21 protein-coding genes are annotated in these 25,428 nt (G+C 68.4%); 12 read left to right on the top strand and 9 right to left on the bottom strand.

Annotated elements, in window-relative coordinates; genetic code table 11:
- Nucleotides 1-89: 89 nt before the first annotated feature.
- Together EV645_RS16015 and EV645_RS16020 are read right to left on the bottom strand one after the other, a co-directional pair.
- Nucleotides 90-1,571, bottom strand: coding sequence for an amidase (locus EV645_RS16015; protein ID WP_130444484.1), 1,482 nt, complete (start codon nt 1,569-1,571; stop codon nt 90-92).
- 137 nt (nt 1,572-1,708) lie between these two features.
- Nucleotides 1,709-2,677 (bottom strand): helix-turn-helix domain-containing protein, encoded by a 969-nt coding sequence (locus EV645_RS16020; RefSeq protein ID WP_130444486.1) that lies wholly within the window; start codon nt 2,675-2,677, stop codon nt 1,709-1,711.
- A 58-nt stretch (nt 2,678-2,735) separates the two neighbouring features.
- On the opposite strand from EV645_RS16020, the gene EV645_RS16025 reads away from it, so the two are divergent.
- Genes EV645_RS16025 through EV645_RS16040 form a run of 4 tightly spaced genes read left to right on the top strand, consistent with a single transcriptional unit; the run spans nt 2,736 to nt 5,765 of the window.
- Complete coding sequence (locus tag EV645_RS16025; RefSeq protein ID WP_130444488.1) at nt 2,736-3,905, top strand: MFS transporter; 1,170 nt, start codon at nt 2,736-2,738, stop codon at nt 3,903-3,905.
- Between the two features lie 32 nt (nt 3,906-3,937).
- Complete coding sequence (locus EV645_RS16030; protein ID WP_130444490.1) at nt 3,938-4,270, top strand: ArsR/SmtB family transcription factor; 333 nt, start codon at nt 3,938-3,940, stop codon at nt 4,268-4,270.
- Nucleotides 4,270-5,082, top strand: a complete 813-nt coding sequence (locus EV645_RS16035) for a VOC family protein (protein ID WP_130444492.1) — start codon at nt 4,270-4,272, stop codon at nt 5,080-5,082. The genes EV645_RS16030 and EV645_RS16035 overlap by 1 nt, the downstream gene beginning before the upstream one ends.
- Nucleotides 5,064-5,765, top strand: coding sequence for a phosphotransferase (locus tag EV645_RS16040; RefSeq protein WP_130444494.1), 702 nt, complete (start codon nt 5,064-5,066; stop codon nt 5,763-5,765). The genes EV645_RS16035 and EV645_RS16040 overlap by 19 nt, the downstream gene beginning before the upstream one ends.
- Here the strand turns inward: EV645_RS16040 and EV645_RS16045 are convergent.
- From EV645_RS16045 to EV645_RS16065, 5 genes are read right to left on the bottom strand one after another with little or no spacing between them, the layout of a single operon-like run.
- Nucleotides 5,743-6,993, bottom strand: coding sequence for a DUF58 domain-containing protein (locus EV645_RS16045; RefSeq protein ID WP_242000445.1), 1,251 nt, complete (start codon nt 6,991-6,993; stop codon nt 5,743-5,745). The two genes, EV645_RS16040 and EV645_RS16045, sit on opposite strands and share 23 nt — an antisense overlap.
- A gap of 41 nt (nt 6,994-7,034) precedes the next feature.
- Nucleotides 7,035-8,006 (bottom strand): AAA family ATPase, encoded by a 972-nt coding sequence (locus EV645_RS16050; RefSeq protein WP_130444498.1) that lies wholly within the window; start codon nt 8,004-8,006, stop codon nt 7,035-7,037.
- Nucleotides 8,003-9,145, bottom strand: coding sequence for a DUF4350 domain-containing protein (locus EV645_RS16055; RefSeq protein ID WP_130444500.1), 1,143 nt, complete (start codon nt 9,143-9,145; stop codon nt 8,003-8,005). Before EV645_RS16055 ends, EV645_RS16050 begins: the two co-directional genes overlap by 4 nt.
- Complete coding sequence (locus EV645_RS16060; protein ID WP_242000446.1) at nt 9,142-9,774, bottom strand: DUF4129 domain-containing protein; 633 nt, start codon at nt 9,772-9,774, stop codon at nt 9,142-9,144. Before EV645_RS16060 ends, EV645_RS16055 begins: the two co-directional genes overlap by 4 nt.
- Entirely contained in the window at nt 9,771-10,781 is a 1,011-nt protein-coding gene (locus EV645_RS16065; protein ID WP_242000447.1) for a hypothetical protein, read from the bottom strand. The genes EV645_RS16060 and EV645_RS16065 overlap by 4 nt, the downstream gene beginning before the upstream one ends.
- A 276-nt stretch (nt 10,782-11,057) precedes the next feature.
- Here EV645_RS16065 and mtrA point away from each other — a divergent pair, with 276 nt between their 5' ends.
- The 6 genes from mtrA to EV645_RS16095 all read left to right on the top strand — a co-directional run bounded on the left by mtrA (nt 11,058) and on the right by EV645_RS16095 (nt 18,526).
- Nucleotides 11,058-11,735 (top strand): MtrAB system response regulator MtrA, encoded by a 678-nt coding sequence (mtrA, locus tag EV645_RS16070; protein ID WP_130445425.1) that lies wholly within the window; start codon nt 11,058-11,060, stop codon nt 11,733-11,735.
- Between the two features lie 170 nt (nt 11,736-11,905).
- The gene (gene mtrB / locus EV645_RS16075) at nt 11,906-13,552 is read left to right on the top strand and encodes an MtrAB system histidine kinase MtrB (protein WP_242000448.1); all 1,647 of its coding nucleotides are present in this window, start codon (nt 11,906-11,908) and stop codon (nt 13,550-13,552) included.
- A complete protein-coding gene (locus EV645_RS16080; protein WP_130444502.1) occupies nt 13,549-15,321 on the top strand; it encodes an LpqB family beta-propeller domain-containing protein in 1,773 nt (590 codons plus the stop codon). Before mtrB ends, EV645_RS16080 begins: the two co-directional genes overlap by 4 nt.
- Nucleotides 15,322-15,399: 78 nt before the next feature.
- Complete coding sequence (locus tag EV645_RS16085) at nt 15,400-16,089, top strand: ComF family protein (protein ID WP_242000449.1); 690 nt, start codon at nt 15,400-15,402, stop codon at nt 16,087-16,089.
- Nucleotides 16,090-16,327: 238 nt separating this feature from the next.
- Nucleotides 16,328-16,954, top strand: coding sequence for a ribosome hibernation-promoting factor, HPF/YfiA family (gene hpf, locus EV645_RS16090; RefSeq protein ID WP_198681653.1), 627 nt, complete (start codon nt 16,328-16,330; stop codon nt 16,952-16,954).
- A gap of 225 nt (nt 16,955-17,179) precedes the next feature.
- Entirely contained in the window at nt 17,180-18,526 is a 1,347-nt protein-coding gene (locus tag EV645_RS16095; protein WP_130444508.1) for a ferredoxin reductase family protein, read from the top strand.
- 209 nt (nt 18,527-18,735) lie between these two features.
- Here the strand turns inward: EV645_RS16095 and EV645_RS16100 are convergent, their stop codons facing one another.
- Nucleotides 18,736-19,551 (bottom strand): S1 family peptidase, encoded by an 816-nt coding sequence (locus tag EV645_RS16100; protein WP_130444510.1) that lies wholly within the window; start codon nt 19,549-19,551, stop codon nt 18,736-18,738.
- 159 nt (nt 19,552-19,710) lie between these two features.
- On the opposite strand from EV645_RS16100, the gene EV645_RS16105 reads away from it, so the two are divergent.
- Nucleotides 19,711-20,925, top strand: a complete 1,215-nt coding sequence (locus tag EV645_RS16105) for a winged helix-turn-helix domain-containing protein (RefSeq protein ID WP_130444512.1) — start codon at nt 19,711-19,713, stop codon at nt 20,923-20,925.
- A gap of 196 nt (nt 20,926-21,121) precedes the next feature.
- Nucleotides 21,122-24,112 (top strand): preprotein translocase subunit SecA, encoded by a 2,991-nt coding sequence (secA, locus tag EV645_RS16110; RefSeq protein WP_130444514.1) that lies wholly within the window; start codon nt 21,122-21,124, stop codon nt 24,110-24,112.
- Between the two features lie 51 nt (nt 24,113-24,163).
- On the opposite strand, the gene EV645_RS16115 is transcribed toward secA, so the two are convergent.
- Entirely contained in the window at nt 24,164-25,411 is a 1,248-nt protein-coding gene (locus EV645_RS16115; RefSeq protein WP_130444516.1) for an SGNH/GDSL hydrolase family protein, read from the bottom strand.
- Between the last annotated feature and the right edge of the window lie 17 nt (nt 25,412-25,428).

Genomic DNA, 25,428 nt, shown 5'->3' on the forward strand with positions numbered 1-25,428 from the left:
TCCCTACACACAACAGCAAACTACTACACACTCGTGTAGTCAAGTCGATTGTGTCTCCCGCGTGTTCCCCCGCGTGCTTCGCGGGCCGGTCATGCCTCGAGTCGTGAGGGTTGGTTGGTGAAGCTAGGTGGTTGGAAGCCGCCGAGCTTTTGTTCGAGGAGTTCGGCGAGGCGCAGTGGGGTTCGGTCCTCGAACATTGGGCCGATGAGTTGGACCCCGACCGGTAGGCCCTCGGGGGACAGACCCGTTGGGATGGCGGTGGCGGGGAGGCCGGGCATGGTGGGGAGGCCGGCCCAGGCGAGTTGGTCGAAGTACGGGTAGGTGGCGCCGTCGATGTCGAGTCGGCGTTCGAGTGGGTTGGGGTTGTGGTCGTGCGGGAACGCAGGTGTCGGCGTGATCGGGCACACCACGGCGTCGAACTCGGCGAAGAGCTGCCGCCAGCCGTGGCGGTGGATCTCGCGACGGTTGTTGGTTTCGATCCAGTCGCGGTGGCTGAACACCATCGCGCGCAGCCGCGCCGCGTCGAGGCTCTGGTCGTCGGCGCTCAGTGCGGCGGCGCGGGTCCGCAGCTCCTCGTAGGCGTCGACGGGGAAACGCGCGACCGAGCCCGAGAACAGCAACTGCATGTAAATCATGGCGGCTTCGGTCAGATCAGGCAGCAGTGGAGTACGTCGTTCGACGCGGGCGCCGCCGTCGGCCAGCGCGTCGGCCACTCGGTTCACGCCTGCCCGTACGGCGGATCCGGTCGGGATGAGCGGATGCTCGTCGACCACCAAGACCCGGAAGTCGCCGAGCTGCTCGTGGCGCGCGGGCGGCAGCGTCACGTCGTACCCCTTGCCATGCGTCAGCGGGTCCGGGCCGGCCATGACGTCGAGCAGGAGCATCAGGTCGTGGGCACTGCGCGCCATCGGACCGACGACGGCGAGGTCGATGTCCACCGGCCATGCCGGTCCCGGCGGCGCGACCATGCCGCGGGTTGCCGCCAGGCCGAGTGTCGGCTTGTGCGCATAGACGCCGCAGAAATGCGCGGGGGTACGCAGCGAACCGGCGAGGTCGGAGCCGATGGACAGCGCGCCGAATCCCGACGCCAGCGCCGCCGCTGATCCGCCGGACGATCCGCCCGACGTACGGTCGTGATCCCACGGATTGTTGGTGGTGCCATAGATCTCGTTGAAGCTCTGAATGTCTTGCAACCCCAAAGGAACATTGGTCTTCCCCAGGATCACCGCGCCCGCGGCCTTCAGTCGCGACACTTGTACGGCGTCCTCGGCCGGCGCATAGTCGCGGAACTGCGGCATGCCCCAGGTCGTGGGTAGCCCAGCCACGTCGTACGACTCCTTGACCGTCACCGGAATCCCGAGCAACGGCCGGTCCTCGCCGCGTGCACGCGCTTGGTCCGCGTTGCGCGCAGCGGCCCGCGCGCGGTCGAAGTCCGGCACGCAGATCGCGTTGATCGCTTTGTCGTCGCGCTCGATCCGGGCAATCGCGTCATCGGTCAGTTCCACCGAGCTCACTTCACCGGCACGCAATGCGGCCAGCAACTCTTCAGCCGTCTGAAAAATCCACTCCATGAATCCGACGCTAACGACCCCCAGGTCAAGCCACGAAATATCAATTCACGCAACGCAATAGCCCAACTCATCACCGTGGCCCTGGGCCACAGAAACTCACCCGACCACCGCCCATGGCGAAGACGCCGACCTGCCAACTAGTCGCCCGCCAGTTCCGCCCCGCGCACGGTCACCCGATACACGACCTTATGCCCGTCACGCAGCCCGACGATCAGCCCGGCGTCCCGCAATATCCGCAGATGCCGGCCGACCGTACCCAGTGACAGCTCGAGCTCTTCGGCCAACTCACTCGCCGTCCCCGGGCGAGACAGCCGCGACAGCAACTCGGCACGGCCGCGGCCGATCAGCCGTTCCAGCGCGACCCGACCGTCGGCTGGGAACTCGACTGCCGCGCGCCGGGCCGGATACACCAACGCGTAGCCCGCCGTCTTGCTCTCAGACAGCCAGGTCCCGCCCTGCAACGTCACCGGAACGAACTGAAGCCCCTCGTCCCCGATGCGCCGATCGGCGCCGGGACGACTGCTGAATTGGATGCTGTCGGCACCAATCCACCGACTCCGTCGGCTCATCCCCTCCAGCGCCTTCGGCCAGCCGTACGCCGCGAGCAGTCCGGCGCGGTACATGACCTCGCGCTCAAGAGCTTCCCGTCGACGCGGCCAATCCGGCGCCACATGACGCGACCAAACCGTGCGTACGGCGGAAGCCAGCGAGTGCCCCAGGTCCGCCCCGTCGGTCCAGCGGAGATCCTGTTCGACCCAACTGTGCTGCAGCGACACCTCGAACGCGGCCCGGATCTCGGCGTCGGTCATCGCGCCGACGGGCTCGAGCTCGGCCGACAGCGAGGTACTCATTCCTCCGCTCGGCGGTAGCGCCACCACGTCGGGAAGCCATTTCGTCTGGCTGAGCAGGTCGGCCAGCCCGCGCAGGAACGGGTCACGCTTGAGTCGCCGGTCGAACGACGCCTGATGGGTCGCGTACCAGGCAGACATCCAGGGATCCGGCCGGGCCCGACGGAGGCTGATGATCGCGCCGACCGTCTCCGCGAGCGGGGACAACGCGAATCTCGACCTGGAGAGCGCCAGGGGACTGAGCTTGAGGAGTGTCAACTTTCGCCTCCTCGCGAAAGACTTCGCCGTGCGGATGCACTGCCCGCATTGTCGCGCAGTGAATTCTCCGCTTGGCCGCACGACCTTCCGCTACTTCGTGGCCGGACGGTTGGTTTCGCTGCTGGGTAGCTCGATGGCACCCGTGGCACTTGCCTTTGCTGTCCTCGATGCCTCTGGTGATCCGTCGCAGCTCGGCATCGTGCTTGCCGCACGGATGGTCCCGATGCTCTGCTTCGTCCTGGTCGGCGGTGCGGCCGCCGATCGCTTCCCGCGGCGTACCGTGCTCGTCGCCACGAACGCGGGCGGCGCGGCGGCGCAGGGTGCGGTCGCAGTACTGCTGATGACGCACAACTACGACTTGTTGCTGGTCGGCGCGCTGAGCGCTGTCAACGGGATCTTGGATGCGTTCACCTCGCCAGCGCTTCGCGGGCTGGTGCCCGAGCTGGTGGAGAAGGACCAGCTTCGGAAGGCTAATGCCCTGCTGAGCTCGGTTCGCAATGGCACGAAGATCGTCGGACCGGCGGTGGCGGGCGTACTTGTCGCGGTCGTGGGCAGCGGGCCGACGATCGCTGTCGATGCGGCGAGCTATCTGCTGGCCGTGGTGTTGCTCGGTCGGCTGGAGACCGGCTCGCCGACGCCGCTCGTCGTACGCCGTGGCTGGCGGGAGTTCCGGAGCATCCGGTGGGTGTGGGCGGTGACGCTTTCGTCCGCGCTGATGAACTTGGCGCAGACGGGTGCTTGGCAGGTCCTCGGCCCGCCACTCACCGGCGCGAGGCTGTGGGGTTTCGCGCTCAGTGCTCGCGGGGTCGGGCTGCTGGTGATGAGCGCGCTCATGTACCGCCTCGTCGTCCGTCACCTTCTGCGGACCGGCCAAGTCTTCAGCGTCCTCGGTGCTTTACCTCTCCTGGCACTCGGCGTCGGCGCACCGTCCGGCTGGGTCCTGGTCGCGGCCTTCACCGCCGGAGCCGGCTTCTCGATCTCCGGCATCAGTTGGGACACGTCGCTCCAGGAGCACATCGACCGCGGCGTACTGTCGCGCCTCGCATCGATCGACGACCTCCTCTCGTACGCCGCCATCCCAGCCGGACTGCTCCTCGCTGGTCCCTTGGCCAGCCACTTCGGAGGCCGGCCTGTCACCCTCGCCGCGGCGATCGTCTACACGGCAGCAGCCTGGAGTTCCTTGCTCTTCAAGGAGGTCCGGGAGCTTCCGCATGGTTCTCGTGGTTGACAATAGTTAACAGATGATAGAACTATTGCCGCATGGTGGAAGATGCTGTGGATCGGTTCTTTGAGGTGTTGGCGGATCCGACTCGGCGGCAGGTTGTGCAGTTGCTGGGGGAGGGGCCGCGGCGGGCTGGGCAGTTGGCGGCGGCGACGGGGGCGTCTTCGCCGGCGATGAGTCGGCATCTGCGGATCCTGCTGGAGGCCGGTCTGGTCGCTGATGAGCGGGTGCCTGACGATGCCCGCGTTCGCATCTTCCGGCTCAATCCGGAGCCCGTGGTCGCCGTCCAGGCCTGGCTGGATCAGGTCCAGGCGCACTGGCGTGACCAGTTGGGCTCGTTCAAACGCCACATCGAGCAGAAGGAGTCCTGATGACCGAGCAGTCCGTCGAGGTCGCAGTCGAGGTACCCGTCGCGCCGCCGACCGCGTTCAAGATCTTCACCGAGGAGATCGACCTGTGGTGGGTGCGCGGGCCGATCAACTTCTGGGACTCGGCCCGCGCGATCGAAGTACGCATCGAGCCGGGCGTCGGCGGCCGGATCCTCGAGGTGTACGCCGATGACGCGCTGGAACGCGGTGTGATCACGGCCTGGGAGCCGGGCGAACGCCTCGAGTACCGCAGCTCGGTCGACGACACCGAAACCACGATCACGTTCGATCCGATCGACGGCGGTACTCGCGTCACCGTGGTCGAAGCGCTGGTCGACGGCGGCACCACGGCCGACTACGCGTGGCAGAACGTCCTGCACTGGTTCCCGGCCTGGGTCACGCGCCGCGACACCGCACCGTCGACGCCCCGCGAGGTCGGACGGCTCGCAATCGCCTTGTACTACGAGGATCCCGCCGCCGCAGCACGCTGGCTGCACACCGTGTTCGGCCTGGAGACGTGGGATCGCATCCCGGAGGAAGGCCGCCAGCCGAGCTGGATCGAGCTGCACGCCGGCGCCAGCTCGATCATCCTCCTCAAGCGAACCGAGCCGGGCGCGCCGGCCGCGGATCACGCCGCCTGGGTGTACGTCGACGACCTTGACGCGCACTTCACCCGCAGCCAGGACAACGGCGCCAAGATCGTGCAGGAGATCCATCAGCACGGGTTCCGCTCGTACGAGGCCGAGGACCTCGAGGGCCACCGCTGGACCTTCGTCCAAGCACGTCCGACGCAGGTATGGCCGAAGAACCACTGACCGGCGGGCGCATGACGCCGGGCGTCGTACGTGTCGGGGACACGGTACGACGCCCGGCTGGTCCGCTGACCGCAGAACTCCTGCAGTTGCTGGAAGAACGAGGCTTCACCGCCGCCCCGAAGCATCTCGGCGTCGACGAGTCCGGCCGCGAAATCCTCACGTACGTGGACGGTTGGGTACCGGCCCGCTTCCAACGCTGGTCCGACGACCAGGTCGCCGCCGCGGGCTCGCTCCTGCGCGCCTTCCACGACGCCACCCGCAACAGCCGCCTCGCAGCCACCCACCCCGTCATCTGCCACCACGACCCGGGCCCCAACAACTTCGTCTTCCAGAACGACCTCCCGGTCGCCCTCATCGACTTCGACTTCGCCGCGCCTGGCGATCCGCTGGAAGACCTCGGGTACGCCGCCTGGACCTGGTGCATCGCCTCCAAACACGGCGACCCCATCCGCCAGGCTCAGCAGGTCAGAGTCCTGGCCGACGCCTACGCCCTACCCGCAGCCGACCGCCCAGGCCTGATCCCCGCCACCCTCAGCCGCCAACTCCAAAACGCCCAGTTCTGGACGCGAACCCCCTGCGACGCAGCCGCCGAACGCATTGCCTGGTCCCACCGCGAACACAACTTCACAGCAGCAAACCGCACCACCTTCGAGGCAGCCCTTACAGGCGTCCGGCTTTCTTGAGTGCCAGATAGGTGTCGGCGAGGGCGGGGGCGATGTGGTCCGGGTCTTCGTCTACTACCGTGACGCCGGCGCGGGTGAGGGTGGCGGTCAGGCGGTCTCGGTCGAGGCGGGTGCGGGCGGCGGAGGCTGCGGCGTAGACCTCGGGTAGGTCAGTGCGGGCGGACTCGAGCTCAGTCAGCCGCGGGTCCGCCACCGACGCCAGGACCACCACGTGCCGCCGCAGGAGAGGACCTATGACCGGAAGCAGCGACTCCTCGATCACTGCAGGATCCAGCCCGGTCAGCAACACCACCAGGGATCGCTGACCCAAGCGCTCCAGCACCTGCGACACAACGATCCGGAAGTCCGTCTGCACCAGCTCGGCCTCGACGTTGGCCAGCGCGTTCACGAACGACGGCAGCACATCCTGCGGCGCAGGACGCCGTACGTCGGCACGCACGGCCGAATCGCAAGCCAGCAACGAGACCCGGTCCCCGGCTCGAGTCGCCAACGCGGCCAGCAACAACGCGGCGTCCATCGCATGGTCCAGCCGCGGCGCATCCCCGACCCGCCCCGCGGACAGCCGACCGGAGTCGATCACGATGACGACCTGCCGATCCCGCTCAGGACGCCAGGTCCGCAGTACGACGTTCCCGCGCCGAGCCGTGGCCCGCCAGTCGATGCTGCGTACGTCGTCCCCAGGCACGTAGTCCTGCAGCGAATCGAACTCCGTCCCCTGCCCGCGCACCAGCAACGCAGTACGCCCGTCCAGCTCACGCAACCGCGCCAACCGCGAAGGCAGGTGCTTGCGGCTGTTGAACGGCGGCAAAGCACGCACCGTCCACGGCACCTCATGCGACCCCTGCCGCCCCGCGAACCCCATCGGCCCGAACGCCCGCACAGTCACCCGCACCGCATGCCGATCGCCGCGGCGCGTCGGCACCAGATGCGTCACCAACCGCCGACGCTCGCCAGACGGCAGGTCCAGCTTGTGCGGCGGGTCCTGTACGCCGGCAGAAGGCGGCCAGGCGTCCCGCAGCCACCCGCGCACCCGCCGACCCGGATTGGTCACCAGCAACTGCACAACAGCCTGCTCACCGAGTCGTACGGCGTTGTCCCCGTCGCGACTGAACTGGAGCCGCCGCGGCGACCCAGCAAGCAGCAGGTCAACCACGCACACGACAAGCACGACAGCAACGACCAGACCGACTCCAGCCCACGACGGCATCACCAGGGCAACAAAGACCACCCCAGCACCCGCTAGCAGAGCAGCCCGCCCGGTGAGCACCATCAGCGCGGTACCGGCACCGTGGCGAGCACGCTCTCCAGTACGGCGTCCGCGCTCACACCCTCGAGTTCCGCCTCAGGGCGCACCTGGACTCGATGCCGAAGGCAAGGACGCGCCATCGCCTTCACGTCATCCGGAATCACGTAGTCCCGCCCGGACAGCCACGCCCACGCTCGCGCCACCGCCAGCAGCGCCGTGGCCCCACGCGGCGACACCCCGAGCTGCAACGACGGCGACTGCCGCGTCGCCCGGCACAGGTCGACGACATAGGCCAGTACGTCGTCCCGCACCGCAACCCGCCGTACTGCGTTCTGCCCGGCCAGCAGATCCTCCGGTCCGGCAACCGGACGCAGTCCAGCCGCCTCCAGGTCCCGCGGGTCGAACCCCTGCGCATGACGAGCGAGTACTGCGATCTCAGCGTCGCGCGGGGGGATGTCCAGCGTCACCTTCAGCAGGAACCGGTCCAGCTGGGCCTCCGGCAGCGGATAGGTGCCCTCGTACTCGATCGGGTTCTGCGTCGCCGCAACCACGAACGGAACAGGCAGTTTGCGCGGCTCGCCGTCCACGGTGACCTGCCGCTCTTCCATTGCCTCCAGCAACGCCGCCTGTGTCTTCGGAGGCGTCCGGTTGATCTCGTCCGCCAGCAGGATGTTCGTGAACACCGGCCCGGGACGGAACTCGAACTCGGACGTCTTCGCGTCGTACACCAGCGAGCCAGTGACATCACCCGGCATCAGGTCCGGGGTGAACTGCACGCGCTTGGTGTTCAGCCGCATCGCCATCGACAGCGCCCGCACCATCAGCGTCTTCGCCGTACCAGGCACACCCTCCAGCAGCACGTGGCCGCGGCAGAGCAGGGCGAGCACCAGTGCGGTCACCGCAGTGTCCTGGCCGACCACCGCCTTGCCGATCTCGGTCCGCAGCGCGACCAGCGCCTGCCGGGCCTGTTCGGCGGTGACTTCGGTAGTCGTCACGGTTTCCGTACCTCCTGCGTCAGTACGTCGAGTTCATGGGACAAAGACATCAGAGCGGCGTCAGAGAGCGGCGGCAGGCCGTAGAGCAGTTCGTACAGCATGACTGGGTCCCGCCCGGTCCGTGCGGCGACAGTCGCGACCACCGCCGACGGATCGGCGCGCCGTGGGATGCCGTGCGCCTCGTGAAGCTGGCCGAGCGCTGACTCGCGCAGTGCCGCCGCAGCGCGGTCCCGGGCCCGTGAGCGTCGGTAGAGCCGAGCCCGGCCTTCAGTCGTCTCCGCCGCGTGCACGATCACCGGCAGCCGCTCAGCCACGACCGGACCGAGCCGCCGCCCACGCCAGATCGCCACGACCAGTACTGCGAACGCCAACGCCCACCCGATGTAGCGAACATCCGGCGGAATCAGCGGAGCACTGCCGGAGTCGGCCGTACCTGTGTCCGTCGACTCGAACTGCGGCAGGTACCAGGTCAGGTCCTGGTGCGTACCGATCAGGTTGAGCGCCAGCGCGGCGTTCCCGTCGTCGGCCAGCTGCGCGTTGGTGAACGACGTCGGCGTACCAACGACATCGACGATCCGGTCGCCGACCTCCAACCGGACCACCGTGTTGTTGATGCCATCGCCGTAGCAAGCGACAGCCGCTGAGGGCGCGCTGTACGTCGGCCCGCTGACGGTGACCGTGCCTGCTCGAACAGCAGCTGGCAGGTCGCACTGGGCCTCCCGACTGCGTGACGACAGCACATCGCCCGTCTGCTGCACGCCCGGCGCCAGGATCTCCAACGCCCGGCTGCCGGGCCGGATGAGCACCAGGTGACTCCAACGAGCCTGAGCGATCCGCTCCAAGTCAGGGCGACCGAGTGAGCCGGCCGGGCCGATGATGAGCGCCTTGCCCTCACCTGGCTGTACGGCGTCGTCCAGTGTCTCCGTGCTGTGTACGTCGACGCCGTGGTTCTCCAGCAACGCTGCCAGCGCACGTGCCCCGTCCGAGTCGGTGGAGTCCGGACTGAACGGCCCTGACGTCCGGGCCGAGGTAGCGATGAGGATGACGATCGCAGCGAGCACAATCAGCCCAGTGACGAGCAGCGGCGTCCGCAGTACCCGCCAGCTCTCACCGGCGCTCCGCCCGAGCGGCGTGCTCATACAGCCACCCGAGCAGTCCGCGCAGCGTCATCAGCAGCAACCACAGCGGCGTACCGCTGAGGTGTCCCCGGACGGTTGCCGTAGACAACCTCCGTGAACACCAGTGCTGCCGGCTGCAGCGGTTCACGCAGTACGGGCGCGATCCGCGAGGCATCGGCAACCACCTCGTACGCCGTACGCCCTGCCCGATCGTCCAGCACAGTCCGCTCCGTCAGCTCCGCCACGCACGCCCGGAAGCGGCTGCGGATCGCCAACGCGTAGTCGCCGGACGCAGCCTCCCGCTCCGCCAGTGCGCGGTACTCCGCGGCGCTAGCGGGCCGGGCCGTGTCGAAAACGGCCTGCGACTTCACTCTGCGGCTGGTCCGCAGTACTCCGGCCCGCCAGAGGACCACGAGCACCACCAGCACGAGCAGAGCGATCAGCATCGCCAGACCGGCGTGCCCGTTGGGAGATGAGCCGGTCAGGCTGTTCAGGAGGTCGCCGATCCAGTCCAGCACCTTGCCGATCGCCTTCTGGATCAGCGAACCGCCGGAGTCCCGGTACGTCGACTTGGACAGCTCCTCGGCGGCCTCACGGGCGGCTCGCTCCCTGTCGATGTCGACAGGCGGCTCCTGCAGGAAGAGGATCACGCAGTCTCCTCGGAGCGCAGGGCCGGCCGCATCCACAGGTCGAGACCTTCCCGCCGTACCCGAAGGTCCAGGTAGATCAGGGCCTGTACCGCGGACATGAACGCCAGGCTCGCGATCAGCGTCATCAGCGTGAAGATCCCCACGGCCACACTGACGACAACGGTTACCACCGTCGCGCCATTGCTGTCGGCCCACGAGCCGAGCGTCAGAACCAGCGCAGTGATCCCGAACTGCAGCGCGTACCCGATGATCTGCACGACCAGCCCGCCGAACAGCAATATCCCGAACACCCGCCAGAACTTGCCCTTCACCAGCCGCCAGGACCGCCGTAGCGCTCCCCAGACACCGACCCGGACGGGAATGTAGAGCCCGATGTCCGGCGCGTGCCGGCCCTCCATCAGTACGACGGTCCCGGCCAGCACCAGCCGGATCCCGAAGACCAGCACGAGTACGCCGCCGACCAGCATCATCACCACGGCCACCGCACCGGCCGCGTCGGAGGAGATGGTCGCGTCCGCACCGGCACCGATCCCGAGTACTGCGAGCCCCCAGCCGCCGATCAGCAGCATGAACGACAGCGACTGCATCAGACCGACAAGAGCCAGTGCCGGCAGCGCGGGTCGCACCAGCCTCAGCAGCTCACGCGGACCGACCCGATGCGCCAACTGACTCCGCACCGCGGCCAGAGCGATGATTCCGGACAGCATGCTCGACACAACCGAGAACAGGACCACCTGCACGCCGTACGTGAGCAAGAGCGCCGCACCGGCCTGTCCGAAGGGGTCGTCCGCGCCGAAGAACCCAGGAAGCCCACCCGGTACGGCGACCTCGGTCAGGACGGCCTGCACCGCGACCAGTGCGATACCGGCCAGCACCGGAAGGCCCAGCATGATCGTCTTGTTGTCGGAGATCGTCCGGGCGGCGTTGTCGAGCAGATCCGCCGGCAGCCACGGCCGCAGCGGCTCTGTGGCCACGTCGTCGTGCAGATGCATGTTCTGGTCGGCCACTGCGTCCCTCCTCCCTGGCGAACCCGTCTGGACCCGTCTTGGACCCGTCTTGGACCCGGTCTGAACCGTCGTACCGCCCGGCACGTGAGTTGTGGTGAACCCCGGCCGTGCACCATGATCCCGGATGATCACAGCCCAACTCGGGGTCACACGGCGATCCGGCGTGTGCACTACCGGGGGAATGGGACACTATCCGTAGTGCGTACGGTCTGGGACCCGCCGGGCGCACACCGATCGGACGGCAAGGAGTAGGGCGTGGCAGACGGTAACCGGACGATGCGGGGCCGCATCCTCATCGTCGACGACGACACCGCGTTGTCGGAGATGCTCAGCATCGTGCTGCGCAACGAGGGCTACGACACCTATCTGGTCGCAACCGGTGACAAGGCGGTACCGGCATTCCGGGAGTTCAAGCCCGATCTGCTGCTGCTCGACCTGATGCTCCCCGGGATGGACGGGATCGATGTCTGCCGGGCGATCCGGGCCGAGTCCGGCGTGCCGATCGTGATGCTGACCGCCAAGAGCGACACCGTGGACGTGGTGCTGGGCCTGGAGTCCGGCGCCGACGACTACGTCGTGAAGCCGTTCAAGCCGAAGGAGCTGGTGGCCCGGATCCGGGCCCGGCTGCGCCGGATGGACGAGCCCGGTCCTGAGTCGCTGACGATCGGCGACCTCACCATCGACGTGGCCGGCCACTCGGTGAAGCGGGCCGGCGAGACGATCCAGCTGACGCCGCTGGAGTTCGACCTGCTGGTCTGCCTGGCGTCGAAGCCCTGGCAGGTGTTCACCCGCGAGGTGCTGCTGGAGCAGGTCTGGGGCTACCGTCACGCGGCCGACACCCGGCTGGTGAACGTGCACGTCCAGCGGCTGCGCTCCAAGATCGAGAAGGACCCTGAGCACCCGGAGATCGTGGTCACGGTCCGCGGGGTCGGATACAAGGCGGGTGCGGACTGATCGAGTACGGACGCGGCCAAGAGTCGCAGGCTGCCACTGGTGATCCGGCTACCGACCCGGTAGCCGAGGACCACACCGGACAACACACCGGGCAGCAGGCTGGTCAGCAGCAAGGGCAGTCGACGGCACCTCCGGAGCAGGAGGCGCCGCTGTCCCGTGGGACGGAGCTCGTGAACGTCACCGCGGCGGATTGGTCTGCCCAGCCGCAGCCGATCTGGCGGACGCATCCCAAGCACTGGCCGGATATCTGGCGCCGCTCGATCCAGGCCCGCATCGTCACCGGCACCCTGCTGATGTCGACGCTGGTCCTGATCCTGGTCGGCTGGGTGATGATGAGCCAGGTGACCGACGGCGTCCTCGAGTCACGTCGCACCAGCGCCCAGGCCGAAGTACGGGCGCAGCTGGCCCAGCTGTCGATCACGATCGACGCCGCGAACCGCAACACGATCAACCAGCAGCTGTCCGAGCTGGTCCTCGGCTCCAACCGCCCTGGTCTGTACGACGTACTGCTGGTCCCGACCGACCAGGCGGCCTCCAACGCGATCCGCTACACAGGTCTGGTCGACAGCGACTCGATCCCGGAGGCGCTGGCGTCCTCGGTGATGAGCGACGACTCCAAGCTGTGGGACACCTACACCGAGATCAACTACCGTGACGCGCCCGGCGTGCCGGGGCTGGTGATCGGCTCGCAGATCCGGATCAACTCCACCGGTGACAGGTACGCGATCTACTTCCTCTTCCCGCTCACCGCGCAGCAGGAGACCCTCGACGTCGTCCAGCGTGCCCTGGTGACCGCAGGTCTGTTGCTGATCGTTCTGCTCGGTGCTGTGGCCTGGCTGGTCACCCGACAGGTCGTCACGCCGGTCCGGATGGCACGGCGGATCGCTGAGCGACTGGCCGCCGGCAAGCTCGAGGAGCGGATGCAGGTCCGGGGTACGGACGACCTGGCGCGCCTGGCGGTGTCATTCAACAAGATGGCCTCCAACCTGCAGCGGCAGATTCGCCGGCTGGAGGAGCTGTCCCGCCTGCAGCGCCGGTTCGTCTCCGACGTCTCCCACGAGCTGCGTACGCCGCTGACCACAGTCCGCATGGCCGCGGACCTCCTGCACGAGACCCGCGACCAGTTCGACCCGATCAGCCGCCGCTCGGTGGAACTGCTGCAGAACGAGCTCAACAGGTTCGAAGAGCTGCTCGCCGACCTGCTGGAGATCAGCAGGTTCGACGCGGGCGCCGCAGCGCTCGACCTGGAGGACGTCGACCTGCGCGACATCGTCAGCCGGGTCCTGGAGAACCACGAGACTTTGCTGCACCGCAAGGGCTGCGAGGTCCAGCTGGACATGCCGGAGCCGTGCCGCGCCAAGGTGGACTCGCGCCGGATCGAGCGGATCCTGCGCAACCTGATCGGCAACGCGATCGAGCACAGCGAAGGCCTACCGATCCGCATCAGCACGGCGTACGACGAGGACGCCGCCGCCGTGGCCGTCCGCGACCACGGTGTCGGGTTCCGCGCCGAGGAAGCGGAAATGGTGTTCAGCCGGTTCTGGCGGGCCGACCCGGCCCGGGCCCGGACCACCGGTGGCACCGGACTCGGCTTGTCGATCGCGCTCGAGGACGCCCGGCTGCACGGCGGACGGCTGGACGCGTGGGGTTCGCCCGGCGACGGCGCGTACTTCCGGCTCACGCTGCCGCGCCGGCCCGATACGGCGCTCACCGGTTCGCCGCTGCCGCCCCGGCCGCCTGACGCGACCCGCGTCGTGACCGAGCTCGTCGACGTCGGAGCGCCGTACCAGAAGCTGAGCGGCGGTGAGGACCGGTGAGGCGCAGGCTGCTCGTCGTCCTGCTGGCTGCCGTAGTACTGCTCGCCGGCTGCGCCGCAGTACCGACCAAGGGCACCATCCGCAGCGGGGAGCGGCAGGGACGCGCACAGGACCTCGGCGGCGTCGGTGTCGAGGCGAAGCCGCCGCGGGCGAACGTCGGCGCGATGGCCATCGTCAGCGGGTTCCTGGAGGCCATGTCGGACTCGCAGGCCTTCGACGTCGCTCGGCAGTACATGACGCCGGAAGCCGCGGCGAAGTGGCAGCCCGAGGCGCAGACCGTGGTGTACGACCAGAGTCCCGAGTCACTCACCCGCGTGGGCGACGACGTACAGCTGAGCGCCCTGAAGATCGCGACGATCGGCGAGCGCGGTGAGTGGATCCCGGCGGCCGCGACCGACCGGGCCGACTTCCTCTTCAAGCTGAAGAAGATCGACGGCCAGCTCCGCGTCGACTCGGTCCCGCCCGGCGCGTACCTCGGCAGCAACCAGGTCGACCTGAAGCTGGCTCCCCGCGACCTGTACTTCTTCAACCCGAGCCTCAAGATCCTGGTGCCCGACCCGGTCTACCTGCCGCAGAACCTCTCGCCCGGCCAAGGGGCGACCCAGCTGATCCAGGAGCTGTTGAAGGGTCCGACCAGCAGGCTCGGCAACGGTGTGGTCACTCTGGCTCCGCCGGGCACCGAAGTGCAGGTTTCTGTGCCAGTGGACCTGGGCGTGGCCACTGTGGCGCTAAACGACGCCGCGGGTGCGTTGCGAGATCCGGACCGGCGGATGCTGGCCGCCCAGATCGTCTGGACGCTCAACCAGCTCAATCTGCGGGCCAAGATCACCGTCGGCGGCGCACCGCTGCTGCCGGACGACCCCGACGTGCTGCCGTTCGCCAACTTCAACCAGTACGACCCGCAGGTGTCGGCCGGGTCCCAGACCAAGCTGTACGGCCTGCAGCACCAGAAGGTGCAGCGCATCGTTGGCCTGGACGGGGCCTCGGAGATCGCCGCCCAGCCGCTCAACTCCAGTCCGCTGTGGGCGCACAAGGCCCAGTCGTTCGCGGTCAGCCTGCGCGGTGAAGCGGGGGCGATCGTCACCGCGGCCGGGAACGAGGTCCTCTACGGGCCGCTGGACACGACCGACAAGGACGCCGACTCCGTCGCGATCACGGTCGAGGGGAAGACGCTGCAGCCGAGCTTCGACAACCAGGACAGCCTGTGGATCCTGGACCGGGCCACCAACCCGCACCCGCGGCTGCGGGTCCGCGATCACGACGGCCACCTGACCTCGGTCGCGGTCGACTTCAAGGGCGACACCCCGCTGGACCTGCGGATGGCGCCTGACGGCGTCCGCGTCCTGTTGGTGATGAAACCGAAGTCCGGCGGGCAGAACTACGTGCAGACCGGCACGATCCAGACCACCGGCAGCGGCAAGCAGTTGGTGCTCGCACAGCTCCGCCAGCTGCGCCTGGCTCTCAACAACATCACCGACGCGGCCTGGAACAAGCAGGGCATCGTGGTCATCGGGGCCAGCAACCAGACCACCAACTCGGCCCGGCAGGCCTGGCTGGTCAACACAGACGGCTCCAGCCTGCAACTGCTTCCCGGTTCGACGCCGGACTTCAGGCCGCAGTACGTCGCCTCGAATCCGAACAAGGACACCCTCCCGGTGATCGAGGACGACGCCGGCCGGATCCACTGGCTCAGCCGGGACCTGGTCTGGATCTCGCCGGACTCCGTCGGCGGCGGCGCGGCGGCGATCACCCCGACGTACCCCGGCTGAGTTGTCCACAAGGGCAGTTGTCCACAGGCCGGCGGCCGAGTGGTTGCGGTCGGCGGCCGGTTCGCGGATGGTGGTGCGGTGCCGGTCCGGGACGCGTTCGTGGATCTCGTCCTGGGCGGCCGGTGCGCGGGCTGCGACCGGCCCGGTGTAACTCTCTGTGATGGTTGCCGGGGGCTACTGACGACGCTGACTCCGTTCCGTGCATGGCCCGACCCGCCACCGCCCGGACTCCGTACGCCGACCGCCGCGGCGCCGTACGCCGGGGAGCTGCGCGCGCTGATCCTGGCCCACAAGGAGCACGCCCGGTACGCCCTCGCGAAGCCGCTCGGCCGGCTACTGGCAAGCGTCGTCCGGACCGCGCTGGCGGACCGGCGGGCGGCCTGGCTGTGCCCGGTCCCGTCGTCACCGGCAACGGTCCGGCAGCGCGGGCACGATCCGCTCCGGCGGATTACGAAGGCTGCCGTCAGATCCCTGCGGAGACAGGGAATCGACGCCCGGCCGGCCGACGCACTGCGCGTCGTACGGCGTCCCGAGGACCAGGCCGGGCTGTCCGCGGAACGCCGTACCGCCAACCTGGACGGGGCTTTCGGGCTGCGTTCGCGCTGGGCTGAAACGCTGATGGATCAACCTGTCTTGCTGGTCGACGACGTGATCACCACCGGTTCCACGCTCAGCGAAGCCTGCCGCGCCTTGGAATCCCGGGGTATTCCGGTCCTGGGCTGTGCCGTTCTGGCCGCGACACAACGGCTTTCGGCGTCTGGTTCATGAGAACTTCCCTACCGGTTTTCGCCGAAGCCGACTAGCGTTGGCCTATGACACCCGCAGGGGCTTGTCGGGCAGTGGAGTGGCGCAGGACCGGATCAGCCGGATTCCTGGCCGCGGAGTCCGACCGGCTCGTCCGCGGGTGTTCTCGTTTCGGGCGCCCCAATCGCCACCGACAGAGCGAGGACACGAAAGATGGGGGCCCGCTGACGTAACAGAGAGTCGCCGATCGATGGAGGTTTCCGTGGACGTCGTTGTCAAGGGTCATCACTGCGAGGTCAGTGACCGCTTCCGGCAGTACGTCGAGGAAAAACTCGAGCGGATCGAGAAGGTCGATCACCGGGTACTGCGTTGCGAGGTGGAAGTCAGCCAGGAAAAGAACCCGCGACAGCACGATCGGGCGATGCGTGTCGAGCTCACCATGTACACCAAGGGTCCGGTGGTCCGCGCAGAAGCCTGCGGCGAGACCAAGCAGGCGGCGTTCGACGTCTGCCTGGACCGGCTCCGGTCCCAGGTCCGCAAGGCGGCCGACCGCCGCCGGGTGCACCGCGGTGAGCGTGGCCCGGAGGGCCTGCGGCACGTGAACGCGAAGCAGCCGCTCAACGGCAATGCACCGGTAGTGGAGGAACCAGTCGCCGAGGACGAGGTGGCGACACACAAGTACGGATCTGTCCTGGTCACCGGCGATGGACCGCTGGTGATGCGGGAGAAGACCCACACCGCCAAGCCGATGACCCTGGACCAGGCGCTCTACGAGCTCGAACTGGTCGGGCACGACTTCTACCTGTTCGTCGACGCCGACGAGAACCAGCCCAGCGTCGTCTACCGCCGCCGCGGCTACGACTACGGCGTGATCCGCCTGGCCGTCTAGATCGACGTCTCGCCCGCCGGGCGAGCGGTGGAAAACGGGAGGAAATACCCAGGACCGTGGGCCGGGCAAACCCGGCCCTCGGTCTTTTTCACGCGTCCTTGACGCTTGTTCCGAGAATGACGAATCCGTCGTCGATTACGCTCGCGCCGCCCTTCCCGGGGTGTGCCGGGGAGCGTATTTTCCCAGCGTCCGTAATGGATCCCTGGTCCCTGGGAGCCGGTTGTCATGTCCCGTCACACCATCTCGTCGCGCGTCCACGGGCCGCTGGCGAGATTCGCCTGGTTCGTGCTCTACGTGGACATCCTGCTGATCCCGCTCGCCCTGGCCTGGGCCGCGGTCGGGCCGGTGGAGTCGACCGCGGGCGGCGCGATCGAGCTCAGCGCCGGACTGGTCGCGTTCTCGGCCCTCGTGGTGGCCGTCGTACTGCCCGCGCGCCTGCCGATGCTGATCTCGGCGTTCGGGATCGAGACCATCCTCACCGTGCACCGGTTCATCGCGCTGGTGGCCGTCGTGCTGGTGCTCGTGCATCTGGTCGCGGTGCTGATCTTCGATCCGCGCCACCTGTCGATCCTCGCGCTTTGGCACACGACCCGGGCAGCGCAGGCCGCGGTGACGTCGACGGTGGCGCTGGTGCTGATCGTCGTACTGGCCATCCGGCGTCCGCGGCAGCAGCCGCGGTACGAAGGCTGGCGGCTGGTGCACAACGGGCTGGTCGCGGTGGTCGTGATCACCGCCTGGCTGCACGTCTGGTGGCTGCGGCACCTGGTCTCGCACGTGCTGCTGGCTCTCTGGTTCATCCTGTCCGGCCTGGTGCTGGCCGGGCTGGCCGCGCGCCGGTGGATCTGGTTGCCGATCCGGGCCCGCCGCTCCGCGTACGTCGTCGTCTCCGTCCGGGCGGTACCGGGTGACGGCGTCACGCTGACGATCCAGGCGAACGGCCACCCCGGGCTGCCGTTCGTCGCCGGGCAGTTCGTCTGGCTGAAGATCGGTTCGACCCCGTTCGTATTCGAGGAACACCCGTTCAGCATCGCGTCGACGGCCGAGCACCCGGACCGGATGGAGTTCACCATCAAGGCGCTCGGGGACTTCACCGAGCTCCTGGTCGGGCTGCGACCGGGCCGGCGTGTCTACCTCGACGGTCCGTACGGCGGATTCACGATGAGCGGTCTCGACGGCGCGCCCGGTTTCGTGCTGATCGCGGCCGGGGTCGGCATCACACCACTGCTGAGCATGCTCCGGACGATGGCAGACCGGGACGATCGGCGCCCGGTCCGGCTGATCGTCTCGGCCCGCCGGCAGCAGGACCTGATGCTGCTCCCGGAGGTGGAAGAGGTCCGGGCCCGGCTGAACCTCAGGGTGACCGAGGTGGTCAGCGAGCCCGGCCCGGGGTGGACCGGTGAGACCGGGCGGATCAACCACGGCGTACTGAGCCGTTGTCTCCCGCGACGGCCGCACCGGCTGCACTACTTCTTGTGCGGACCACAGCCCATGGTCACCTCGGTCAGCCACGACCTCGCTGCCCTGGGTGTCCCGCTGCGCCGCATCCACACCGAACGCTTCGGTGCGGTCTAGCTGGGATCGGATGGTTTCGCTGGCGGGTTCTTGCGCCGCCGGCGTGCTGTAAACGGTTGGCGGCCCAATAACCCGCCAGCGGCCGCCACACGCACTCCGACCCGCGCCGCCGAACCGGGCGGCAACCCCTGTGCGGTGCCTTCGTGAGTCGACCGCCGTGCAGCACCGGTCCACGCCAGGCGAGTTCCCTTAACTGAACCGCATTGGGTCTAGCTGTTGATCTGTGCCTGCAGCTCGGCGGCGTACGTCGCGACCTCGGCGTACACACCGGGGTTGCCGGCGTCCGCGCAGCCGACGCCCCAGGAGACGACACCGAACAGGCGGCCGTTCAGGACCAGCGGACCGCCGGAGTCGCCCTGGCAGGAGTCCTTGCCGCCGTCCTCGTAGCCGGCGCAGATCTCGCCGTCGGGGGCGTAGCCCTCACTTGCGTACGCCTTCGCGCAGTAGTCGTCACCCAGGACCGGCACGTCGACCTTCTGGAAGGTGTCCGCCGGTCCGGTGTCCTCGGTGTCGCCCCATCCGTAGACGATCGACGCCGCACCGGCCGTGTCCGCCGCCTTGTCGGTCTCCAGCGCCAGCGTCGGTACGCCGTCGAACGGCGTGGCCAGCGTCAGCACCGCGACGTCGTGGCCCGGCGACTTGCCGTACTCCGGGTCCACCCAGATGTTGCTGATCCTGGATTCCTTGCCGGTGGACTTGTCGCTGAGCACATCCCGGCCTTGGATGGCGGTGTAGGTCGACGCGGGCTCGGTGGTGCAGTGTGCCGCGGTGACGATCTTGTTCGCCGCCACCAGCGTCGACCCGCAGTACTCTCCGGTCGGGTCGGGGGAGCCGCTGTTCGAGAGCTGGATGGCCCAGGGCGTGTCGGCGGTGTGCGCGACGGTGCCGCCGACGATCCGGGTCTTGGGTCCGTCAGGCGACTGCGCGGCCGACGCGGAGCCGGCTACGGCCACCGCACCGAGGGACGCCGCGGTCAGTACGCCGGCCGCCAGGGCAGCGCGGACCACATGCTTCTTTCCTGTCATGCCTCACTCCAGGGAGATAGGGGCCACGCGGGCGGGTGGCCTCCTCGCAGGCTCTCCCGAACACCATCCGTAGCGCACCTCCCACTTTCGGTAACTCCGGAGTTATGGCCGCCCAGGTCCTGCGCGGTTTCTGTCGGTGGCACCCGGCAGAATCGCTCCATGACGACGCAGCTCCAGCTCTCGACGGCTCAGGCGCGCCGGGTGGCGCTCGCGGCCCAGGGGTTCACGGACTCCAGGCCCAAGGGCACTCCGGACATGCGGGCCCTGAGTCGAGTGCTGGGCCGCATCGGGCTGATCCAGATCGACTCGGTCAACGTGTTGAGCCGCACGCAGTACCTGCCGCTCTACTCCCGCCTCGGGCCGTATCCGCGCGATCTGCTCGATCGGGCAGCCGGCAAGGCGCCGCGACGCCTGGTGGAGTACTGGGCGCACGAGGCGTCGCTGATCCCGGTCGAGACCCACCCGCTGATGCGATGGCGGATGGCGCGGGCGACCGAAGAGGCCTGGGGTGGTCCGCGGTCGATCGCGCGGAAGCGTCCGGACCTGGTCAAGCAGGTGCTCGCCGACGTCCGCGCGCACGGGCCGTTGACCGCCCGCGAGATCGACGACGACGTCGAGCGCACCAAGGACAACTGGGGCTGGAACTGGTCGGACGTGAAGCAGGCCCTCGAGTTCCTGTTCTTCGCGGGCGAGATCACGGTCGCCCGCCGCAACCAGCAGTTCGAGCGGCTGTACGACGTACCCGAGCGGGTGCTGCCCCGCGATGTCGTGGAGACGCCGACTCCGACGCTCGACGAAGCGCACCGCGGTCTGGTCTCGATCGCGGCACGGGCTCATGGGGTCGCTACGGCGCAGTGCCTGCGGGACTACTTCCGGACCGCGCCGGAGCCGACGCTGCAGGCGATCGCCGAGCTGGTCGAGGAGGGTGAGCTGGTCCCGGTCCGGATCGACGGCTGGAAGCGCCCGGCGTACCTGCACAAGGACGCGCGGCTGCCGCGCCGGGTGAACACGCGAGCCCTGGTCAGCCCGTTCGACTCACTGGTGTTCGAGCGCACGCGGACCGAGGTGCTGTTCGACTTCCGGTACCGGATCGAGATCTACGTCCCGGCCGAGAAGCGCATCTACGGGTACTACGTGCTGCCGTTCCTGCTCGGTGATCGGCTGGTCGCCCGCGTGGACCTCAAGGCCGACCGCACCGGCGGCGTACTGCTGGTCCAGTCGGCTCACGCCGAGCCGAAGGCGCCGGTGGAGACCGCCGAGGAGCTGGCCGCCGAGCTGGTCCAGTTGGCCGGCTGGCTCGGGCTGGACCAGGTCCGCGTGGCCGGTGGCGGTGACCTTTCGCCAGCGCTCAGTGACGCGTTGCGAGGTTTCTGAGAGAGTGCTGGGAACTTTCCGGGCCGCTCGAGCGTGGGTCGGATAACCCTGTGACAGTCGCGGGGGCACGCTGCGGGCGTGGCTTGGCACACCCGGCCCCGTACGATGGGGGACGCACGCCTTCCCACTGGGGTCGGACGTGCCATGCGGCGTCGCCCGCTTCCAGGCAGCAGCAGCAAGGAGAGAACTCCCCACCATGAAGGTTGTCGACAAGGTCCTGCGGATCGGCGAGGGCAAGATCCTCCGCCAGCTCACGGGCATCGCGAAGATGGTCAACTCCATCGAGGACGACTTCGTCTCCATGTCCGACGAGGAGCTGCGCGGCCAGACCGCGGACTTCAAGCAACGTCACGAGAACGGGGAGTCCCTCGACGCGCTGCTGCCGGAGGCCTTCGCGGTGGTCCGGGAGGCCGCCAAGCGGACCCTGCACCAGCGCCCGTACGACGTGCAGATCATGGGCGGCGCGGCGCTGCACCTTGGCAACATCGCGGAGATGAAGACCGGTGAGGGCAAGACCCTGGTCGGCACCCTTCCGACGTACCTGAACGCGCTGTCCGGCAAGGGCGTGCACGTGGTCACGGTGAACGACTACCTGGCCAAGTACCAGGCCGAGTGGATGGGCCGGGTGTATCACTTCCTCGGCCTCGACTACGGCGTGATCCTGCCGGAGATGTCCCCGGCCGAGCGCCGGATCGCCTACAACAAGGACATCACCTACGGCACCAACAACGAGTTCGGCTTCGACTACCTGCGCGACAACATGGCCGGCAGCATCGAGGACTGCGTCCAGCGCGAGCACAACTACGCGATCGTGGACGAGGTGGACTCGATCCTGGTCGACGAGGCCCGGACCCCGCTGATCATCTCCGGCCCGGCCGAGGACTCCCAGCGCTGGTACGTCGAGATGGCCCGGATCGCGAACGTGCTGAAGGCCTGGACGCTCGGCGACGAGGCGGAGCTGAAGCGGAAGAACCCCCGCGTCACCGACCTGGAGATCGACGAGACCAAGCGCCGGGTCGCCGACTACGACGTCGACGAGAAGAAGCGCACGGTCGCGATCCTCGAGCGCGGTATCGAGAAGGTCGAGGACCGGCTCGGCATCGACAACCTGTACGAGTCGGCCAACACCCCGCTGATCAGCTACCTGAACAACGCGCTGAAGGCCAAGGACCTGTTCCACCGGGACAAGGACTACGTGGTCGTCGGCAGCCAGGGCCAGGAAGAGGTCCTGATCGTCGACGAGCACACCGGCCGGACGCTGCACGGCCGGCGCTACAACGAGGGTCTCCACCAGGCGATCGAGGCCAAGGAAGGCGTCGAGATCAAGGAGGAGTACCAGACCCTCGCGACGATCACGCTGCAGAACTACTTCCGCCTCTACTCCAAGCTGGCCGGCATGACCGGTACGGCGATGACCGAGGCCAACGAGTTCTCCAAGGTCTACAAGCTCGGCGTCGTGCCGATCCCGACCAACAAGCCGATGATCCGGGTCGAGGAGCGGGACCTGATCTACCGCACCGAGGACGCCAAGTTCGACGCGGTCGTCAAGGACATCGTCGACGTCCACGCGACCGGCCAGCCGATCCTGGTCGGCACCACGAGCGTCGAGAAGTCCGAGCGGCTGTCCCGGCAGCTGCTCAAGGAGAACGTCGCGCACGAGGTCCTGAACGCGAAGCAGCACGCGCGTGAGGCCGCGATCGTCGCCGAGGCCGGCCGCCGCGGCGCGGTCACGGTGGCCACCAACATGGCCGGTCGTGGTACCGACATCATCCTCGGCGGCAACCCGGAGTTCCTGGCCGACAAGGAGTTGCGGGCCCGCGGCCTGGACCCGGCGGACGACGTCGAGGAGTACGAGTCGGAGTACCCGAACCTCCTCGAGCAGTTCGAGAAGCAGGTGAAGGAGGAGCAGGAAGAGGTCCGCGAGCTCGGCGGCCTCTACGTCCTCGGCACCGAGCGGCACGAGTCCCGCCGGATCGACAACCAGCTGCGCGGTCGCGCCGGCCGGCAGGGTGACCCGGGCAAGTCCCGGTTCTACCTGTCGCTCGAGGACGACCTGATGCGGCTGTTCAAGCGCGAGATGGTCGACTGGGCGATGTCGCGCAACAACGACGACACCCAGCCGCTGGAGAACAAGGTCGTCACCAAGGCGATCGCCTCCGCGCAGGGCCAGGTCGAGGCGCAGAACTTCGAGACCCGGAAGAACATCCTCAAGTACGACGACGTGATGAACCGTCAGCGCCACGTGGTGTACGACGAGCGCCGCCGTGTGCTCGAGGGCGCCGACATGCGCGACCAGGTGCAGGACATGCTCGAGGAGACCGTCACCGGGTACGTGCAGGGCGCGACCGCGGACGGGTTCGCCGAGGACTGGGACCTGGACGCGCTGTTCACCGCGATGAGGACGCTCTACCAGACCGAGCTGACCGAGGAAGACCTGATCGAGGAGGCCGGCGGCGAGAAGGCCGGCCTGACCCAGGACTTCCTGGTCGAGCGGTTCATCGAGGACGCCACCGCGGCGTACGAACGGCGCGAGGAGTTGCTCGGCGAGGAGGCGATGCGCGAGCTGGAGCGGCGCGTCGTGCTGAGCGTGCTGGACCGCAAGTGGCGCGAGCACCTCTACGAGATGGACTACCTGCGCGAGGGCATCGGCCTGCGCGCGATGGCGCAGCGCGACCCGCTGGTCGAGTACCAGCGCGAGGGCTACGACATGTTCGCCTCGATGATGGAATCGATCAAGGAAGAGTCGGTCGGCTTCATCTTCAACGTCGAGGTCGACATCGAGGCGATGCGGGCCGAGATGGAGCTGGCCTCCGAGGCGGCGCTGGCCGATGAGGACAACCTGGCCGGCCGCCGGATCGAGGACATCCTCACCCCGGGTGCGCCGGTCGCGGAGTTCTCCGGCCGGACCGAGGGCGACGACGAGGACCGGCCGCAGGACACCCCGCGGCCGCGGGACACGCCGCGCCTGCGAGCCAAGGGCCTGAGCACCGAGAACCGCCCGCAGCGGCTGTCGTACTCCGCTCCGACCATCGACGGTGACGACGAGGTCGCGAGGCACGAGGACGCGGTCGAGGGCGGCAAGCTCGAGTACGCCGGGACTCCCCGCAACGCGGCCTGCCCGTGCGGCTCCGGCAAGAAGTACAAGCGCTGCCACGGCGACCCGCAGTCGGACGTCTACAAGTTCTGAGCAGCACGTAGCGAAAGGGCCGGTCCATGGGGACCGGCCCTTTCGTTGTGCTCAGAGGGTTTTGAGGTCGACGGCGTCGGCCATCACCCTGTAGCCGGCCTCGTTGGGGTGCAGGTGGTCGCCGCTGTCATACTTCGGCGCCAGCCGGGCCGGATCGGCCGGGTCGGCGAGAGCGCTCGCGAAGTCGGCGACGGCGTCGAACTCGCCGCTCGTGGTGATCCAGGTGTTGACGGCCGTCCGGAGTTCCGCGCTGTGGGCGGTGTAGACAGACGCGCCGCGGAAGGGAGTCAGCGTCACTCCGACGATCCGGATGCCGCGAGCATGGGCGTCGCGGATCAGCGCGCGGTAGCCAGAGATGAGCTGCGCGGGAGTGATCGGGGGATTCGGGGTCGTGCAGGTCGTCGGCGGGATCGCGGGGTAGCCGAGGTCGTTGACGCCGATGAGGACGAGCGCTGTCGTGGTCCCGGGCTCGTCCAGCACGTCGCGCTGGAACCGGGCCAGGCCGTTCTCGCCATAGCAGGCCGAATCGGCCAGCAGCCGGTTGCCGCCGAGCCCGGCGTTCAGCACTGGGCTGCCGATGCGTGCAGCCAGCAGGTCTGGGTACCGAGTCCCGGGCGCAGTGGTGTAGCCGTTCGTGATCGAGTCCCCGAAGGCGACTACCAAACCGGCGCCCGAAGGGGTCACGTCGACGCCGGCCAGGAAGTACCAACCGCCGCTCGTCTCCCGGTACGCCGCCCCGCCTGTAGCGGTGAGCTGGTCGCCCGCCGCCCGGTACGACGCCCCCGTCGCGCCGAACTCGTGGAAGGTCGCCGGACCGGTCGCCCGAGCGAAGTACAGAGTGATGGCGAGCTGACTGCCGCTGGTCAAGCCGGGCAGTGTGACCGCGTCACCGGCGACCTGACCGCCGGCCGGGATGCTCACCGAGTCGGTCCCTCCGAACCGCACTGGTTGCACCGATCCAGGCACGACCGCTGCGCCCTTCCCCGCCTTGGCGACGGTCGCACCGGTCAGCTCCAACGGCCGTACGCCGTACTGGTTGCTGATCCTGATCCGTACGTCGGACCCGCCCGAGCTCAGCCGGATCACCTGGCGCACCGACTGGTTGGCGAATCCCTGCTTGGACCAGTTCTGGTTCGCGTTGGACTGCTGCAGCGCGGTCATCCACGCAGTACTCCACGCCGGCGGTGCGGCGGGCGTGGTCTGTCGCGCCGTGGCCGGCACGAGCGAGGTGTGCGCTGCCACGGTCACCAGCGCAGCGAGCACTCCCGTGAGTGCACACAGGGTCCGCAAAAACCGCACGTCGGGTTCCTTTCGTC

The organism is Kribbella rubisoli, assembly GCF_004217145.1.
GTDB classification, from domain to species: Bacteria; Actinomycetota; Actinomycetes; order Propionibacteriales; family Kribbellaceae; genus Kribbella; species Kribbella rubisoli.

Coding starts and splice junctions, on each gene's coding strand:
- EV645_RS16015 (WP_130444484.1), bottom strand. CDS start 1,571: ATGGAGTGGATTTTTCAGACGGCTGAAGAGTTGCTGGCCGCATTGCGT.
- EV645_RS16030 (WP_130444490.1), top strand. CDS start 3,938: ATGGTGGAAGATGCTGTGGATCGGTTCTTTGAGGTGTTGGCGGATCCG.
- EV645_RS16035 (WP_130444492.1), top strand. CDS start 4,270: ATGACCGAGCAGTCCGTCGAGGTCGCAGTCGAGGTACCCGTCGCGCCG.
- EV645_RS16040 (WP_130444494.1), top strand. CDS start 5,064: ATGGCCGAAGAACCACTGACCGGCGGGCGCATGACGCCGGGCGTCGTA.
- EV645_RS16055 (WP_130444500.1), bottom strand. CDS start 9,145: ATGAGCACGCCGCTCGGGCGGAGCGCCGGTGAGAGCTGGCGGGTACTG.
- mtrA (WP_130445425.1), top strand. CDS start 11,058: ATGCGGGGCCGCATCCTCATCGTCGACGACGACACCGCGTTGTCGGAG.
- EV645_RS16095 (WP_130444508.1), top strand. CDS start 17,180: ATGTCCCGTCACACCATCTCGTCGCGCGTCCACGGGCCGCTGGCGAGA.
- EV645_RS16100 (WP_130444510.1), bottom strand. CDS start 19,551: ATGACAGGAAAGAAGCATGTGGTCCGCGCTGCCCTGGCGGCCGGCGTA.
- EV645_RS16105 (WP_130444512.1), top strand. CDS start 19,711: ATGACGACGCAGCTCCAGCTCTCGACGGCTCAGGCGCGCCGGGTGGCG.
- secA (WP_130444514.1), top strand. CDS start 21,122: ATGAAGGTTGTCGACAAGGTCCTGCGGATCGGCGAGGGCAAGATCCTC.